Genomic DNA, 14,611 nt, shown 5'->3' with positions numbered 1-14,611 from the left:
TCAGGCTTCAGCCTCGATGCGCGTCGCGCGTCAGGCGTCCTTGGACAGGTTCGGTCCGGCGCCGCCGGCCGCCTCGATCGGCGGGGCGTCCGGCAGAGCCGACTTCTCCTCGCCGCGGAAGGTGAACTTCTTCTCCTCACCCTCGCCCTCGGTGTCCACGACCACGATGTGACCGGGGCGCAGCTCGCCGAAGAGGATCTTCTCCGACAGGATGTCCTCGATCTCGCGCTGGATCGTCCGGCGCAGCGGACGGGCACCCAGCACGGGGTCGTAGCCCTTCTTCGCCAGGAGGATCTTGGCGTCACCGCTGAGCTCGATGCCCATGTCGCGGTCCTTCAGACGCTCGTCCACCTTGGCGATCATGAGGTCGACGATCTGGATGATGTCGTCCTGGCTGAGCTGGTGGAAGACGACCGTGTCGTCGACACGGTTCAGGAACTCGGGGCGGAAGTGCTGCTTCAGCTCCTCGTTGACCTTCGCCTTCATCCGGTCGTAGCCGGTCTTGACGTCGCCCTGGGCGGCGAAGCCCAGGTTGAAGCCCTTGGAGATGTCCCGGGTCCCGAGGTTGGTCGTCATGATGATGACCGTGTTCTTGAAGTCCACGACCCGGCCCTGGGAGTCGGTCAGGCGACCGTCCTCCAGGATCTGGAGCAGGGAGTTGAAGATGTCGGGGTGGGCCTTCTCGACCTCGTCGAAGAGGACGACGGAGAACGGCTTGCGGCGCACCTTCTCGGTGAGCTGGCCGCCCTCCTCGTAGCCCACGTATCCGGGCGGGGAGCCGAAGAGGCGGGACACGGTGTGCTTCTCGCTGAACTCCGACATGTCGAGCGAGATCATCGCGTCCTCGTCGCCGAAGAGGAACTCGGCGAGCGTCTTGGACAGCTCGGTCTTACCGACACCGGACGGGCCGGCGAAGATGAACGAGCCACCGGGGCGCTTCGGGTCCTTGAGGCCGGCCCGCGTACGGCGGATGGCCTGCGACAGGGCCTTGATGGCGTCCTTCTGGCCGATGACGCGCTTGTGGAGCTCGTCCTCCATGCGGAGCAGACGGGAGGACTCCTCCTCCGTCAGCTTGAAGACCGGGATGCCGGTGGCGGTCGCGAGGACCTCGGCGATCAGCTCGCCGTCGACCTCGGCGACGACGTCCATGTCGCCGGCCTTCCACTCCTTCTCCCGCTTGGCCTTGGCGGCCAGGAGCTGCTTCTCCTTGTCGCGCAGCGACGCGGCCTTCTCGAAGTCCTGCGCGTCGATCGCGGACTCCTTGTCCCGGCGGACGGAGGCGATCTTCTCGTCGAACTCGCGGAGGTCCGGCGGCGCGGTCATCCGGCGGATGCGCATCCGGGAACCGGCCTCGTCGATCAGGTCGATCGCCTTGTCCGGCAGGAAGCGGTCGGAGATGTACCGGTCGGCCAGCGTGGCGGCCTGGACGAGCGCCTCGTCCGTGATGGACACACGGTGGTGCGCCTCGTACCGGTCGCGCAGACCCTTGAGGATCTCGATCGTGTGCGGCAGCGACGGCTCGGCGACCTGGATGGGCTGGAAGCGGCGCTCCAGCGCGGCGTCCTTCTCCAGGTACTTGCGGTACTCGTCGAGCGTGGTGGCGCCGATGGTCTGGAGCTCACCGCGGGCCAGCATCGGCTTCAGGATCGACGCGGCGTCGATGGCACCCTCGGCGGCGCCCGCACCCACGAGGGTGTGGAGCTCGTCGATGAAGAGGATGATGTCGCCGCGCGTGCGGATCTCCTTGAGGACCTTCTTCAGGCGCTCCTCGAAGTCACCGCGGTACCGGGAGCCGGCGACCAGCGCGCCGAGGTCCAGGGTGTAGAGGTGCTTGTCCTTGAGGGTCTCGGGCACCTCGCCCTTGACGATGGCCTGCGCCAGGCCCTCGACGACGGCGGTCTTGCCGACGCCGGGCTCGCCGATGAGGACCGGGTTGTTCTTCGTACGGCGGGACAGCACCTGCATGACCCGCTCGATCTCCTTCTCGCGCCCGATGACCGGGTCGAGCTTGGATTCGCGGGCGGCCTGGGTGAGGTTGCGGCCGAACTGGTCGAGGACCAGGGACGTGGACGGCGTGCCCTCGGCGGGTCCGCCGGCGGTGGCCGCCTCCTTGCCCGTGGAGTAGCCGGAGAGCAGCTGGATGACCTGCTGCCGCACCCGGTTGAGATCGGCGCCCAGCTTCACGAGGACCTGGGCGGCGACGCCCTCGCCCTCGCGGATCAGGCCGAGCAGGATGTGCTCGGTGCCGATGTAGTTGTGGCCGAGCTGAAGGGCCTCGCGGAGCGACAGCTCCAGCACCTTCTTGGCACGGGGCGTGAAGGGGATGTGCCCGGACGGGGCCTGCTGGCCCTGGCCGATGATCTCCTCCACCTGCTGGCGGACCGCCTCGAGCGAAATCCCGAGGCTCTCCAGGGCCTTAGCGGCGACACCCTCACCCTCGTGGATCAGGCCCAGGAGGATGTGCTCGGTGCCGATGTAGTTGTGGTTGAGCATCCGGGCTTCTTCCTGAGCCAGGACGACAACCCGCCGCGCGCGGTCGGTGAACCTCTCGAACATCGTTAATCGCTCCTCAGAGCGGTCAGGCAGTAAGGGGTCGGTCCCCTCCCTGTCCTTCCGCAGCTTAGTCCCGCAAGCGGGGACCGCTCATTCCAACTGCCGACACCCGTCGATGGCCTCCTGACCCCGAACGCCGACAAATGCTCCAACCCGATGGTGCGAGACGATGTTCCCGCAGGCCAGGCAGATACCCGTACCGGCAGTACGCCGATGGCGAACGTGAGACGTCCGCGCCTGCGTGTCGCCCCTCCCCACTAGGCATGTCTTACCCGCAAGCAGTGACAGTCCATGCGGCGCACCCCCGGGGCCTCAGCTACGGGCGAACATCCTTGCGTGGCGGTCCGCCCCCGCACACCTCCGGAACGCGCACGCAGCGCGATCACCGCCGCACTTTCCGTAACTTCCGGCGGTCGTCGGAAGTTCCCCCGGCATGGCGCCCATCGTCCCCGTTCCCGCTCCCCGTCCGCCGCTCGGCGGGCGCCCCTCGCGTCCGGGATGGCCGTCCGTCGCGCGCTGGTACGAGGACCGGCTGGGCTGGGCGACCGCCGGAGGGCCGCCGGCGCGGCTGCTGACCGGGGTGCGCTTCGACGTCCTGGACCTGCCGTCCGCAGCCGGACTCGCCGTGCTGCGGCGGGTGCCGGGCGAGTGGCCGGTCGCGGTGGCCGGGCGCCGGATGCGCGTCCTGGTGGCCCCGGGGAGCGCCGACGAGCTTCCCGGTCTCCTGGACTGGCTGGAGTGGGGCGGGGTACCCCTGGACCTGGCCGTGTGGGGAGCGGGCGGGCGGATGACCGCCCCCACTCCCCCGGGCTGGGAGGCGTCGGGCGCGCCCGGTGCCTCCGTGTGGCTGCGTCCGCCGGAGCCGGGGCGCGAGGTGGAGGCCACCCTCGCGGGGCTTCCGGGGATCGGCGCCGCGGGGCCTTCGGACGGCTCCGGGCTGGTGCGGCTGGTGGCCGTGGCCGCGGCGGAGTGCCACCGGGCCCGGCTGCTGGCCGCCCGCGCTCGCCCCGGCCGCGGCCGGGGCGTTCCCCGGCGGTGACGGCGCCGGTGCGCGCGGGGCGCGCCGGCCTCCCGTACGGCATCGGTCACACGGGGACCCGCGGGCCCGCCTCGGGGCGCGGGCCGGGCGTCCGGTGCGTCCGGCCCGGCCTGACGGGTCCGGCTCGGGCCGCGGGTGCGGCCTGGTGCCGGGAGGCCGCCGGTCAGCGGTTGGCGTCCTCGTACGCCTGGCGCACCTCGGCCGGGACGCGGCCGCGGTCGTTGACCGGGTAGCCGTTCTCCTTCGCCCACGCGCGGATCTTCGCGGTGTCCGGGCTGCCGCTCGCGGAGGCGCGGCCCTTGCCGCGGCCGCCCGCGGTGCGGCCGCCGGTGCGCCGGCCGCTCTTGGTGTACGGCTCGAGCAGGGAACGCAGCTTGTCCGCGTTGGCGGTGGTGAGGTCGATCTCGTAGGTCTTGCCGTCCAGAGCGAACGTCACCGTCTCGTCCGCCTCGCCGCCGTCGAGGTCGTCGACAAGAAGGACCTGAACCTTCTGCGCCACCGGATTTCCTTTCATCGAAAATGCAGTACGCGGAAAGGAAACCGCTTTTCCCGGAAAAACACAAACCCTTGGGACGGGTTCAGAACCGCGAGAACGCGGGAAACATACGCGATTCGGACATAGGGCTCGCTTCCGGGGGCCCGTCACAGGTGCAGAAGCATCCGGCTGTTGCCCAAGGTGTTCGGCTTCACCCGTTCGAGACCGAGGAACTCCGCGACGCCCTCGTCATAGGAACGCAGGAGCTCGCTGTAGACATCTCCGTCGACCGGCGTCTCGCCGATCTCCACGAAGCCGTGCTTGGCGAAGAAGTCCACTTCGAAGGTGAGACAGAATACCCGGCGCACCCCGAGCCAGCGTGCGGTGTGCAGCAACTTGTCCAGCACCTGATGGCCGACGCCTGCGCCCTTGAAGTCGGGGTCGACGGCGAGAGTGCGGACTTCGGCGAGATCTTCCCACATCACATGGAGTGCGCCGCAACCCACGACGGTGGCGTCCTCGTCGCGTTCGGCGACCCAGAACTCCTGGATGTCCTCGTAAAGCGTCACGGTCGCTTTGTCGAGGAGGATGCCGCGGGCGACGTAGGGATCGACGAGGCGGCGGACGGCGGGTACGTCCGAGGTGCGCGCGCGGCGGACGGTGACGGCTTTCCCCCGCGCGTTCCCCGCGTCGCCGGCGGTGTTCCCGGCGTTGCCGGTGTTGTGGGCGTTCCCGGTGGTGCCGGTTTGGCCGGTGTCACGGGTGTGGCCGGTTTCTGCGGGGCTCCCGGCGGGCGGGGCGGCGGCCGGCGCCGGTGCGGCGGAGGGGGAGCCGGGGGCGGTGCCGGGGCCGGACGCGGCGCCTTCGGGGGACGGGGCGGATGACGTGGACGACATGGCCGGGAACGCTACCGTTCCGCGCCGCCCCGCCCGGCGCCGCCCTCGTGCGCGGGGCCGTCGTGGGGGTGGGCGGGCGCGGCCTCGGGCCCTGCCGGAGCGGCGGGCGGGGCGGGCTCGGCGGGGTCCACGGGCGGGGCGGGCGTCCCGGCGCCGGCGGGGTTCTCCGACTCGGGGTTCTCCGGCTCCGCGTTCCCGGGCTCCGGGTTCTCCCGCTCGGGGTTTCCGGGCTCGCGGTTCTCCGGCTCGGGGTTCTCCGGCTCCGTAAGGGGGTGTTCTTCGCGCTCGGCGGACCTCGGCGGCCGGGCGGGGCGTACGGGCTGTGGGGACTCTTCGGGCGGGAATCCGTCAGCGGGGCTTTCCGGGGGGCGTTCGGCGCCGCTTTGCGGGGCGGCGGGGGGCGCGGCGCGCAAGGGGCGGCCTTGGCCCTCGCCTCGCACTCCGCTTTCGTCCGCGTGCGGAGCGCTGTCGCCCGGAGCAGTGCCTTCCGCGGGCGCATTCGGTGCTTCTCCCGGCGTGAACGGCGCGCCTTTTCCGGGAGTTTCACGTTCCGGCCGTGCGGCGCCTTCCGGGGTCTCGGCTGTTTCCGGGGTGTCGCGCTGGACGATGCGGATCGCGTCGTTGAGCGCTTCGCGCTGCCCGGGCGACATCATGCCGAAGAAGGCGACGAGTGCGGCGGCCGGGTTGTCGCTCTGCGACCACGCTTCGTTCATCAGTGCGGCCGAGTAGGCGGCGCGCGTGGAGACCGCCGTATATCGATAGGCCCGGCCGACGACTTCCCGCCGTACCCAGCCCTTCTGGTGGAGATTGTCCAGCACGGTCATGACCGTGGTGTAGGCGATGGACCGTTCCCGCTGGAGATCCTCCAGGACTTCCCGGACGGTGACCGGACGGTTCCATTGCCAGACGCGCGTCATGACGGCGTCTTCAAGCTCTCCCAATTGACGGGGCACACGGCCACCATAGTGGGCGTTCCCTGAATGAACAGCTATTGACGTAACAAAAAGGACGTACGACGCGAATCACGTCGTACGTCCTCTCGGCGCCCTTCAGAGGGTCACGCCTTGCCGGGCTCCGGGGAGCCGTCGGACTGGCGGGCGGCCTCCGCGCGGGCGAACGCCGCGTCGACGGCGGCGTCCTCCTTGGACTTGTTCGGGCCGCCCTGGCTCTTGATGATCGTCCTCACCACCGCGGTGAAGAAGATGGCCATCACCACGGGCGGAAGGAGCGCGGATACGTAGTCCATGGCATCCAGCGTAGCTACCCGGCGGCCCGTTTCTCCGCCGGGGGCGGCGCGGGGCGGCGGCGGGGCGGGAAGACCTCGGACGGTTTGGGCACCGGGCGGCCCGCGGGCGAGGGGGCGGAGGGCTTGGGCGGCTGCGGCCGCTTCGGCTCGTCGGCCCCCTCCCCGGCGCGCCCGCCCTGGAGCACCAGGAGCCGGGTGCGGGGACTTGCCGGGGCCGGGATGGCCAGTGCGGCCGGGGCCGTGGGGACGGCGGCCGCAGGGGCGGCCGGGGCGGCGGGCTCGGGCGCGGCGTGGCGGCCGGCGAGGCGGGCCCGCACCGCGCGCTCGGCCAGGCGCTCGCAGCGCGCCAGGAGCGCGGCGGCCGCGGGGTTGCCGTGCAGTGCGCGCAGCGCCGCCAGGTCGTCGGGCGCGGGGTCGTATCCGGCGGCGAGGGCGCCTTGGAGGAGGTCCAGGTAGCCGGGGGCGGCGCCGGGCAGGGCGGCGCGGTAGCGGGCCAGGTCGGCGAGGAGGAAGGACCTCATCCTGCCGCTCTCGCGGGCCGCTTCGTCCACGGCCCGGGCGAGGCGCAGACAGTCCCGTACGTCCTCGTCGGCGAGCGGGGTCGGGTGCAGGGCGTGGCCCAGGGCGCGTCGCAGCACTCGCAGTTCGTCTGCGCTGAACGCCAGGCCGCCTCGGGGTCCGTATGGCGTGGGCATAGTTCCGACAATACGGGCACTTCGGACAAAGTTGGCGCAGGTGCGGGGCCGGGCGCGTTCAGCCCCCGGCCCCGCTCGCATCACGCTCCGACACGGCCCCGCTCCGGCCTGTCCCGGCGGGTCGCGCCCACCGGGTCCGGGTCACATGCGGCCGACGTTCCGCTCGTACACGAGGCGCAGCCCGATCAGGGTCAGCCACGGCTCGTGCTCGTCGATCAGCTTCGCCTCGCCGAGCACCATCGGCGCCAGCCCGCCCGTCGCGATGACCGTCACGTCGGACGGGTCGCCGCCGGGTCCGACCAGCTCCTGCCGCATGCGGTGGACGACCCCGTCGACCTGGCCGGCGAACCCGTAGACGATGCCGGACTGCATGGCCTCCACGGTGTTCTTGCCGATCACGCCGCGCGGCCGGGTCACCTCGATCTTGCGGAGCTGCGCGCCCCGGACGCCGAGCGCCTCGACGGAGATCTCGATGCCGGGCGCGATGACCCCGCCGACGTACTCGCCGCGCGCGCTGACCGCGTCGAACGTCGTCGCCGTGCCGAAGTCCACGACGATCGCCGGGCCGCCGTACAGCTCGACCGCCGCCGCCGAGTTGATGATCCGGTCGGCGCCGACCTCCTTGGGGTGGTCGGTCAGCACCGGCACGCCCGTCTTGATGCCCGGCTCCACCAGGACGGCCGGCACGTCGCCGTAGTACCGGCGGGTCACCTCGCGCAGCTCGTGCAGCACGGACGGGACCGTGGAGCAGATCGCGATGCCCTCGATGCCGTCGCCCAGCTCGTCGCCGAGCAGCGGGTGCATGCCCATCAGGCCCTGGAGGACCACCGCCAGCTCGTCCGCGGTGCGCCGGGCGTCCGTGGAGATCCGCCAGTGCTCGACGATCTCCTCGCCGTCGAAGAGGCCGAGGACGGTGTGGGTGTTGCCGACGTCGATGGTGAGCAGCATCGGTCAGCCCCGGGCCTCTCGCAGGTCGAGGCCGATGTCGAGGATCGGCGACGAGTGGGTGAGCGCGCCCACCGCGAGGTAGTCGACGCCGGTCGCGGCGTACGCGGCGGCGTTCTCCAGGGTGAGCCGGCCCGACGACTCCAGGACGGCGCGGCCCGCGACGAGCGCGACGGCCTCCTCGGTCTCGGCGGGCGTGAAGTTGTCCAGCAGGATCAGGTCGGCGCCCGCGTCGAGGACCTCGCGGACCTGGTGCAGCGTGTCCACCTCGACCTCGATCGGCACGTCGGGGAACTGCTCCCGCACGGCCTTGAACGCCTGGGCGACCCCGCCCGCCGCGACCACGTGGTTGTCCTTGACCAGCGCCGCGTCGGACAGCGACATCCGGTGGTTGACGCCGCCGCCGCAGCGCACGGCGTACTTCTCCAGGGCGCGCAGGCCCGGCGTGGTCTTGCGGGTGTCGCGGACCTTCGCCTTGTAGCCCTCCAGGGCGTCCGCCCACGCGCGCGTGGCGGTGGCGATGCCGGAGAGGCGGCACATGATGTTGAGGGCGCTGCGCTCACCGGTCAGCAGGTCGCGGGTGCGGGCCGTGACGGACAGCAGCTTCTGCCCCGCCTCGACGCGGTCGCCGTCCAGGACGTGCCGCTCCACCTCGAACTCGTCGGTGCAGACGATGGACAGCACCGCCTCCGCGACGTGGATGCCGGAGACCGTGCCGGCCTCGCGGGCGGTGAAGTCGGCGGTGGCGACGGCGTCCTCCGGGACGGTCGCGACGGTGGTGACGTCCACGCCGCCGTCCAGGTCCTCCTCGATCGCGCGGTACGCGACGTCCTCGACCAGCACCGGGTCGAGGCCCAGCTGGGCGAGGAGCTCGGCGAGCGCCGGGTCGAGCCCGCACTCGTACACCTCGTCGCCGTCCGGGCCGGCCGCGCAGCCGCAGCCGTCACCGCAGCCGCCCGCCTCCGCCGCGTCCTGGGCGGGCGCGGGGGCGCCGATCTGGATCAGGGGGACGTCCACGGGCTGCGGGCGTTCTTCGGGCGTGGTCATGCTTGCTGCTCCCTGCGGGCGGCGGCCTGTGCGGCGGCGGCGGTGTGATCGGCGGGCTGTGCGGTGGAAGGACCGGTCTCCTCGGCGGGCCGGCCGGTGTCCTCGGCGGGCCGGCCGCTGGAAGGGCCGGTCCCGTCGGCGGGCCGGGCGGTGGAAGGACCTGCGGGCCGGACGGTCGGGGGGAAGTCGTGGGTCTCGGTCGTACGGACGTCCAGACTCCGGTCCGGGCGGAGCCGTACGACGAGGTGGCGGCGCCAGGCGGTGTCGTCCCGGTCGGGGTGGTCCTCGCGCCAGTGGCAGCCGCGGGTCTCCTCGCGGCGCCGGGCGGCGGCGACCAGGACGCGGGCGACGCACAGGAGGTTCGTGGTCTCCCAGGACTCCACGCCCGGCTCGGCCGTCTTGTGGCCGCCCTCCCCCTCGCCGAGCGCGGCCGCGTGGATGGCGTCCAGCTGCCCGGCCGCCTCCGCGAGGCTCCGGGCGGAGCGCAGGACACCCGCGCCGAGGGTCATCACCTGCTGCACCCGCGCGCGGGCGGCCGGGTCCAGCAGCGGCAGGACGCGCGGGGAGGGGTGCGGCACCGGCGTGACCGTGCGGGGCTCCCGTACGGCCGAGCCGGCGCCGAGCTCCGCCGCGATGTCGTCGGCGATGCGCTCGGCGAAGACCAGGCCCTCCAGGAGGGAGTTCGACGCGAGCCGGTTCGCCCCGTGGACGCCGGTGCAGGCGACCTCCCCGCACGCGTAGAGGCCCGGCACGGTGGTGCGGCCCCGCAGGTCGGTGCGGACGCCGCCGGAGGCGTAGTGCGCGGCAGGGGCGACCGGGATCGGCTCGGTCACCGGGTCGAAGCCGTGGGTGCGGCACGCGGCGAGGATCGTCGGGAAGCGGGACTCCCACATCTCGGCGCCGAAGTGGCGCGCGTCGAGGTACATGTGGGCGGCGCCCTGCTCGCGCATCCGCCGCATGATGCCCTTGGCGACGATGTCGCGCGGGGCCAGCTCGGCCAGCTCGTGCTGCCCGACCATGAACCGGACGCCGTCCGCGTCGACCAGGTGGGCGCCCTCGCCCCGTACCGCCTCGGACACCAGCGGCTGCTGGCCCTCCGCCTCGGGGCCGAGGAACAGGACGGTCGGGTGGAACTGGACGAACTCCAGGTCGCTCACCTCCGCGCCCGCGCGCAGCGCGAGCGCGACACCGTCACCGGTGGAGACGGCCGGGTTGGTGGTCGCGGAGAACACCTGGCCCATGCCGCCGGTGGCGAGGACGACCGCCGGGGCGTGGACGGCGCCCACACCGTCGTGCTGGCCCTCGCCCATGACGTGGAGGGTGACACCGGCCGTGCGGCCCTCGGCGTCGGTCAGGAGGTCCAGGACGAGCGCGTTCTCGATGGTGCGGACGGCGCGCTCGCGGACCGCGTCCACCAGGGCGCGGGAGATCTCGGCACCCGTCGCGTCGCCGCCCGCGTGCGCGATGCGGCGGCGGTGGTGGCCGCCCTCGCGGGTCAGCTCGATCGTGCCGGAGGCGTCCTTGTCGAACCGGGCACCCGTCTCGATGAGCCGCCGTACGGCGTCGGGGCCCTCCGTGACCAGCGCGCGCACCGCGGTCTCGTCGCACAGGCCGGCGCCCGCGACGAGCGTGTCGTCCATGTGCTGCTCGGGGGTGTCGCCCTCGCCGAGCGCCGCGGCGATCCCGCCCTGCGCCCAGCGGGTGGAGCCGTCGTCCAGGCGTGCCTTGGTGACGACGACCGTACGGAGCCCGGCCGCCGTGCAGCGCAGGGCGGCGGTGAGGCCCGCGACGCCGGAGCCCACGACGACCACGTCGGCGTCGATGGCCCAGCCGGGCGCCGGGGCATGCAGTCGTATGCCGGTCATGCGGGGGCTCCGAAGGTGAGGGGCAGATTGTCGATCAGCCGGGTCGTGCCGACCTTCGCGGCGACGAGCAGCACCGCGTCGCCGGTGTGGTCGTCGGGCACCTCCGTGAAGTCGGCCGGGTCCACGAGGGCGAGGTAGTCGAGTACGAGCGGCGGCTCCGCCTTGGCGGCCTCGTCCAGCACGGCACGCGCGGCCGCCCGTACGGCGTCGGCGCCCCCGGCGGGCCCGTGCTGGGCCACCTGGGCGACGGCGTGCGCGTCGGCGGCCGCCCGGGACTCGCCGAGCCTGGACAGGGCCTCGGCGCGGCTGGGCGAAGCGGGCAGGGTCTCGGCACGCGCGCGGAGCGCCTGCTGCGCGGCGAGCCGGTCGCGCGCGGCGAACAGCGCGGCGGACAGGGCGAGCGCGGTGCGGCGCTCCTGCGGCGACAGGTAGCGGTTGCGGCTGGACAGGGCCAGGCCGTCGGGCTCGCGGACGGTCGGCACGCCGACGATCTCCACGCGGAACGCCAGGTCGTGCACCATGCGCCGGATCAGCGCCAGCTGCTGGGCGTCCTTCTGGCCGAAGAACGCCACATCGGGGCGGGTGAGGTGCAGCAGCTTGGCCACGACCGTCAGCATGCCGTCGAAGTGGCCGGGGCGTGAGGCGCCTTCCAGCCGCTGCCCCATGGGGCCCGCGGAGATCCGGACCTGTGGCTCGCCGCCCGGGTACACCTCGTCCACGGAGGGCGCGAACACCGCGTCGGCGCCCGCCTCCCCGGCGACCCGCACGTCGGCGTCCAGGGTGCGGGGGTAGCGGTCGAGGTCCTCGCCCGCGCCGAACTGCAGCGGGTTGACGAAGACGGTGACGACGACGAAGCCGTCCCGCCCGACCCGCTCCCGCGCGGTCCGCACGAGCGTGGCGTGCCCCTCGTGGAGCGCGCCCATGGTCATGACGACGGCGAGCTGCGGGGCGGCGGTCGCGGGGGCTTCGGCGGTGGCGGGGGCCTCGGCTGCCGCGGGGGCTTCGGCGGTCGCGGGGGCTTCGGGGGTGGTGGCCGGGGCCGTGGGGTGGGGCGTGCGGGTGCGGACCCGGTCCACGAGCCGGTCGAGGGCCTCGCGGGTGTGGACGAGCGTGACACCAGGGCGTGCGCCGGTGGTGCCGTCGGACGTCCGGGGGGCGTGCGACGTCGGGCTCATCGGCTGGTGTCTCCTTCCGGGCCCTCGGTCTCGGGGCTTCCTTCGCCTGCCGGGCCCGCGGCGAGTACCCCGAGGAGGTCCTCCGCGAGCTCGGGCTTGAGCAGACCGTGCGCGAGAGCCCGGTCGGCCGTGGAGCGGGCCATCGCCAGGTAGCCGGCGACCGTGGCCGGGGCGTGCTTGCGCAGCTCGGCGACGTGCGCGGCGACCGTGCCGGCGTCGCCGCGCGCGACGGGGCCGGTGAGGGCGGCGTCACCGGAACGCAGCGCGTTGTCCAGCGCGGCGCCGAGCAGCGGGCCGAGCATCCGGTCGGGCGCGCCCACTCCGGCCCGGCGGAGCAGCTCCATCGACTGGGCCACCAGGGTGACGAGGTGGTTGGCGCCCAGGGCGAGGGCCGCGTGGTAGAGGGGGCGGGACTCCTCGGCGATCCACTCGGGCTCGCCGCCCATCTCGATCACGAGCGCCTCGGCGGCCAGGCGCAGCTCCTCGGGCGCGGTCACCCCGAAGGAGCACCCGGCGAGCCGCTGCACGTCGACGCTCGTACCGGTGAACGTCATGGCGGGGTGCAGGGCGAGCGGCAGCGCGCCGGCCCTGCGGGCCGGGTCGAGCACGCCGACGCCGTACCGGCCGGACGTGTGGACGAGGAGCTGCCCCGGGCGTACGGCCCCGGTGTCGGCGAGGCCCTGGACCAGTCCGGGCAGGGCGTCGTCGGGCACGGTCAGCAGGACCAGCTCGGCGCGCTCCATCACCTGGGCGGGCGGAACCACGGGCACACCGGGCAGCAGCTCGGCCGCGCGCTTCAGGGACGCGTCGGACACACCGGAAACGGCGACCGGGCGGTGTCCGGCGAGCTGCAGGGACGCGGCCAGGGCGGGTCCGACCCGGCCGGCGCCCACGACGCCGACGGTGAGCCGGGCGGGGCGGGGTTCTGGTGATGGGTTCACGTGGCGACGGCCTTCCGTTCCAGTCCTCGGCGGGTACCGGACGATTTCTGGTCATGCTACGCCAGCGTTTCGCCGCCGCTTCCGCACCGTCCACAGCCACCCACGCTCAGTCCGATAATCACACGCGCCTGTGGATAACGCCCGTGCATGATCGCGGCATGACTGGTGCGATGGACGACGACGGCAAGCCCGTCGGCCGACGGGACGAGACCGTGACGGACGACCGGGAAATGGCCGGAACGGGAGCCGGACCGCGCCCCGCGAAGGCAGCGGAGAAGGGGGTAGAGGGGCGCGCGGGCGGCGTGGGCGAAGCGGGCGGCGCGTGCGGCGCGGGCGGCGTCGGCGGGGAGGGCTCGATGAGGGCTCGGGCAGAGAGCCCGGACGATGACACGGTGGAGGAGCCGGCGGAGGAAGGGACACCGGGAGAAGGGCGAGAAGGGGGAGGAGAAGAGGAACGGGAAACCGGGGCGGGCGGCGCAAGCGGCGATGACGACGCCGGGCGGAGACGGCGGATCGCGGCATGGCGGGCGGCGGGACGGCTGCTGCACCGGACGTCGGCGGAGGCGACACCCGCCGAATGGCTGGCGCGGCTGACCGGCGAGGGACCGTCGGTGTACGACCTGGACGACAGCGTCGACACATACGGGAACGGCGTCGTCGAACACCTGGAGCGGCGGGTGGCGCAGCTGCTCGGGTTCCCGGCGGCGGCGTTCTTCCCCACGGGGACGATGGCGCAGCAGGTCGCGCTGCGGTGCTGGGCGGGACGGACCGGCAACCCGGTCGTGGCGCTGCACCCGCTCGCCCATCCCGAAGTACACGAGCGGGACGCGCTGTCGGTGGTGAGCGGGCTGCGGACGGTGCACCCGACCCACGCGGCCCGGCTGCCGACAGCGGACGAGGTACGGGAGGTGGCGGAGCCGTTCGGGACGCTGATGCTGGAGCTGCCGCTGCGCGACGCGGGGTTCGTGCTGCCGGCCTGGGAGGAACTGGAGGAGGTGGTGGAGGCCGCGCGCGAGCGCGACGCGGTGGTGCACTTCGACGGGGCGCGGCTGTGGGAGACGACCGCCCACTTCGGGCGGGACCTGCCGGAGATCGCGGGCCTGGCGGACAGCGTGTACGTGTCCTTCTACAAGTCGCTGAACGGCCTGTCGGGGGCGGCGCTCGTGGGGCCGGAGCCATTCGTGGAGGAGGCACGGGCGTGGCGCCACCGGTACGGGGGCAACGTGTTCCAGCAGCACCCCGCGGCGCTGGCCGCCCTGCTGGGCCTGGAGCGGGAGCTGCCGAGGCTGCCGTCGTACGTGGCGCACGCGCGGATGGTGGCGGGCGCGCTGCGGGACGGCTTCGAGGCGGCGGGCGTGCCGTGGTACCGGGTGCACCCGGAGGAGCCGCACACCCATGAGTTCCAGGTGTGGCTCCCGTACGGGCCCGACGTCCTGACGGAGGCCGCGGTCCGCCTGGCCGAGTCGGGGACGCTCCTGTTCCGCCGCTGGTTCGAGGGCAGCGCGGGCGGCCCGCCCGGTGTCGCGATGACCGAGGTGACGGTCACGGGACCGGGGCTCGAGTGGACGGCCGACGACGTGAAGGAGGCGGTGCGGCGCTTCATGGACCTGGTGCGGCAGGTCGCCAACGAAGGCTGAGCGGGTGGGGTGGGTGGGGCAGGGGTGGACGGGGTGGGGGGTGGATGGGGGCGGGGAGGGGCGGGGGCGGGGGGGGGAGGGGCCCCCGAGGGACGGT

At 73.4% G+C, this 14,611-nt stretch carries 10 protein-coding genes and 3 pseudogenes; 2 read left to right on the top strand and 11 right to left on the bottom strand.

The window, feature by feature from the left end:
• Positions 1-30 precede the first annotated feature (30 nt).
• A complete protein-coding gene (locus ACSUPT_RS16900; protein WP_351964039.1) occupies positions 31-2,556 on the bottom strand; it encodes an ATP-dependent Clp protease ATP-binding subunit in 2,526 nt (841 codons plus the stop codon).
• A gap of 430 nt (positions 2,557-2,986) precedes the next feature.
• On the opposite strand from ACSUPT_RS16900, the gene ACSUPT_RS16895 reads away from it, so the two are divergent.
• On the top strand, positions 2,987-3,592 hold the full coding sequence (locus ACSUPT_RS16895; protein ID WP_436944816.1) for an SCO3374 family protein: 606 nt from the start codon (positions 2,987-2,989) through the stop codon (positions 3,590-3,592).
• 163 nt (positions 3,593-3,755) lie between these two features.
• On the opposite strand, the gene ACSUPT_RS16890 is transcribed toward ACSUPT_RS16895, so the two are convergent.
• The 10 genes and pseudogenes from ACSUPT_RS16890 to ACSUPT_RS16845 all read right to left on the bottom strand — a co-directional run bounded on the left by ACSUPT_RS16890 (position 3,756) and on the right by ACSUPT_RS16845 (position 12,877).
• Positions 3,756-4,091: a histone-like nucleoid-structuring protein Lsr2 gene (locus ACSUPT_RS16890; RefSeq protein ID WP_023587237.1), complete on the bottom strand. Its 336-nt coding sequence runs from the start codon at positions 4,089-4,091 to the stop codon at positions 3,756-3,758.
• A gap of 143 nt (positions 4,092-4,234) precedes the next feature.
• Positions 4,235-4,738: pseudogene (locus tag ACSUPT_RS16885) on the bottom strand (amino-acid N-acetyltransferase); the annotation flags it as partial.
• A gap of 817 nt (positions 4,739-5,555) precedes the next feature.
• Positions 5,556-5,880: pseudogene (locus ACSUPT_RS16880) on the bottom strand (BlaI/MecI/CopY family transcriptional regulator); the annotation flags it as partial.
• 140 nt (positions 5,881-6,020) lie between these two features.
• Positions 6,021-6,209 (bottom strand): hypothetical protein, encoded by a 189-nt coding sequence (locus tag ACSUPT_RS16875; protein ID WP_351964037.1) that lies wholly within the window; start codon positions 6,207-6,209, stop codon positions 6,021-6,023.
• Between the two features lie 14 nt (positions 6,210-6,223).
• The gene (locus ACSUPT_RS16870) at positions 6,224-6,904 is read right to left on the bottom strand and encodes a hypothetical protein (protein WP_399219607.1); all 681 of its coding nucleotides are present in this window, start codon (positions 6,902-6,904) and stop codon (positions 6,224-6,226) included.
• 141 nt (positions 6,905-7,045) lie between these two features.
• Positions 7,046-7,852, bottom strand: a complete 807-nt coding sequence (locus tag ACSUPT_RS16865) for a type III pantothenate kinase (protein WP_361656254.1) — start codon at positions 7,850-7,852, stop codon at positions 7,046-7,048.
• 3 nt (positions 7,853-7,855) lie between these two features.
• The gene (gene nadC, locus ACSUPT_RS16860; protein WP_351964035.1) at positions 7,856-8,896 is read right to left on the bottom strand and encodes a carboxylating nicotinate-nucleotide diphosphorylase; all 1,041 of its coding nucleotides are present in this window, start codon (positions 8,894-8,896) and stop codon (positions 7,856-7,858) included.
• A 161-nt stretch (positions 8,897-9,057) separates the two neighbouring features.
• Positions 9,058-10,761, bottom strand: a pseudogene (locus ACSUPT_RS16855) (L-aspartate oxidase); the annotation flags it as partial.
• The gene (gene panC / locus ACSUPT_RS16850) at positions 10,758-11,936 is read right to left on the bottom strand and encodes a pantoate--beta-alanine ligase (RefSeq protein ID WP_436944814.1); all 1,179 of its coding nucleotides are present in this window, start codon (positions 11,934-11,936) and stop codon (positions 10,758-10,760) included. The gene panC and the pseudogene ACSUPT_RS16855, both read right to left, overlap by 4 nt.
• Positions 11,933-12,877: a Rossmann-like and DUF2520 domain-containing protein gene (locus tag ACSUPT_RS16845; protein ID WP_436944812.1), complete on the bottom strand. Its 945-nt coding sequence runs from the start codon at positions 12,875-12,877 to the stop codon at positions 11,933-11,935. Before ACSUPT_RS16845 ends, panC begins: the two co-directional genes overlap by 4 nt.
• Positions 12,878-13,233: 356 nt before the next feature.
• Here ACSUPT_RS16845 and ACSUPT_RS16840 point away from each other — a divergent pair, with 356 nt between their 5' ends.
• Positions 13,234-14,514 carry a threonine aldolase family protein gene (locus tag ACSUPT_RS16840; RefSeq protein ID WP_436946225.1) on the top strand — a complete coding sequence of 427 codons (1,281 nt, stop codon included), beginning with the start codon at positions 13,234-13,236 and terminating at the stop codon, positions 14,512-14,514.
• The last annotated feature ends 97 nt before the right edge of the window (positions 14,515-14,611 follow it).

The organism is Streptomyces sp. SudanB25_2051 (assembly GCF_964272635.1).
GTDB lineage: Bacteria > Actinomycetota > Actinomycetes > Streptomycetales > Streptomycetaceae > Streptomyces.
Note: the sequence above shows the minus strand (reverse complement) of the source record. Positions and strands in the feature narration are given on the sequence as shown.

What these genes read in the sequence shown, in the direction of transcription:
- ACSUPT_RS16900 (WP_351964039.1), bottom strand. Translation starts at nt 2,556, where the DNA reads ATGTTCGAGAGGTTCACCGACCGCGCGCGGCGGGTTGTCGTCCTGGCT.
- ACSUPT_RS16895 (WP_436944816.1), top strand. Translation starts at nt 2,987, where the DNA reads ATGGCGCCCATCGTCCCCGTTCCCGCTCCCCGTCCGCCGCTCGGCGGG.
- ACSUPT_RS16875 (WP_351964037.1), bottom strand. Translation starts at nt 6,209, where the DNA reads ATGGACTACGTATCCGCGCTCCTTCCGCCCGTGGTGATGGCCATCTTC.
- ACSUPT_RS16870 (WP_399219607.1), bottom strand. Translation starts at nt 6,904, where the DNA reads ATGCCCACGCCATACGGACCCCGAGGCGGCCTGGCGTTCAGCGCAGAC.
- ACSUPT_RS16865 (WP_361656254.1), bottom strand. Translation starts at nt 7,852, where the DNA reads ATGCTGCTCACCATCGACGTCGGCAACACCCACACCGTCCTCGGCCTC.
- nadC (WP_351964035.1), bottom strand. Translation starts at nt 8,896, where the DNA reads ATGACCACGCCCGAAGAACGCCCGCAGCCCGTGGACGTCCCCCTGATC.
- panC (WP_436944814.1), bottom strand. Translation starts at nt 11,936, where the DNA reads ATGAGCCCGACGTCGCACGCCCCCCGGACGTCCGACGGCACCACCGGC.
- ACSUPT_RS16840 (WP_436946225.1), top strand. Translation starts at nt 13,234, where the DNA reads ATGAGGGCTCGGGCAGAGAGCCCGGACGATGACACGGTGGAGGAGCCG.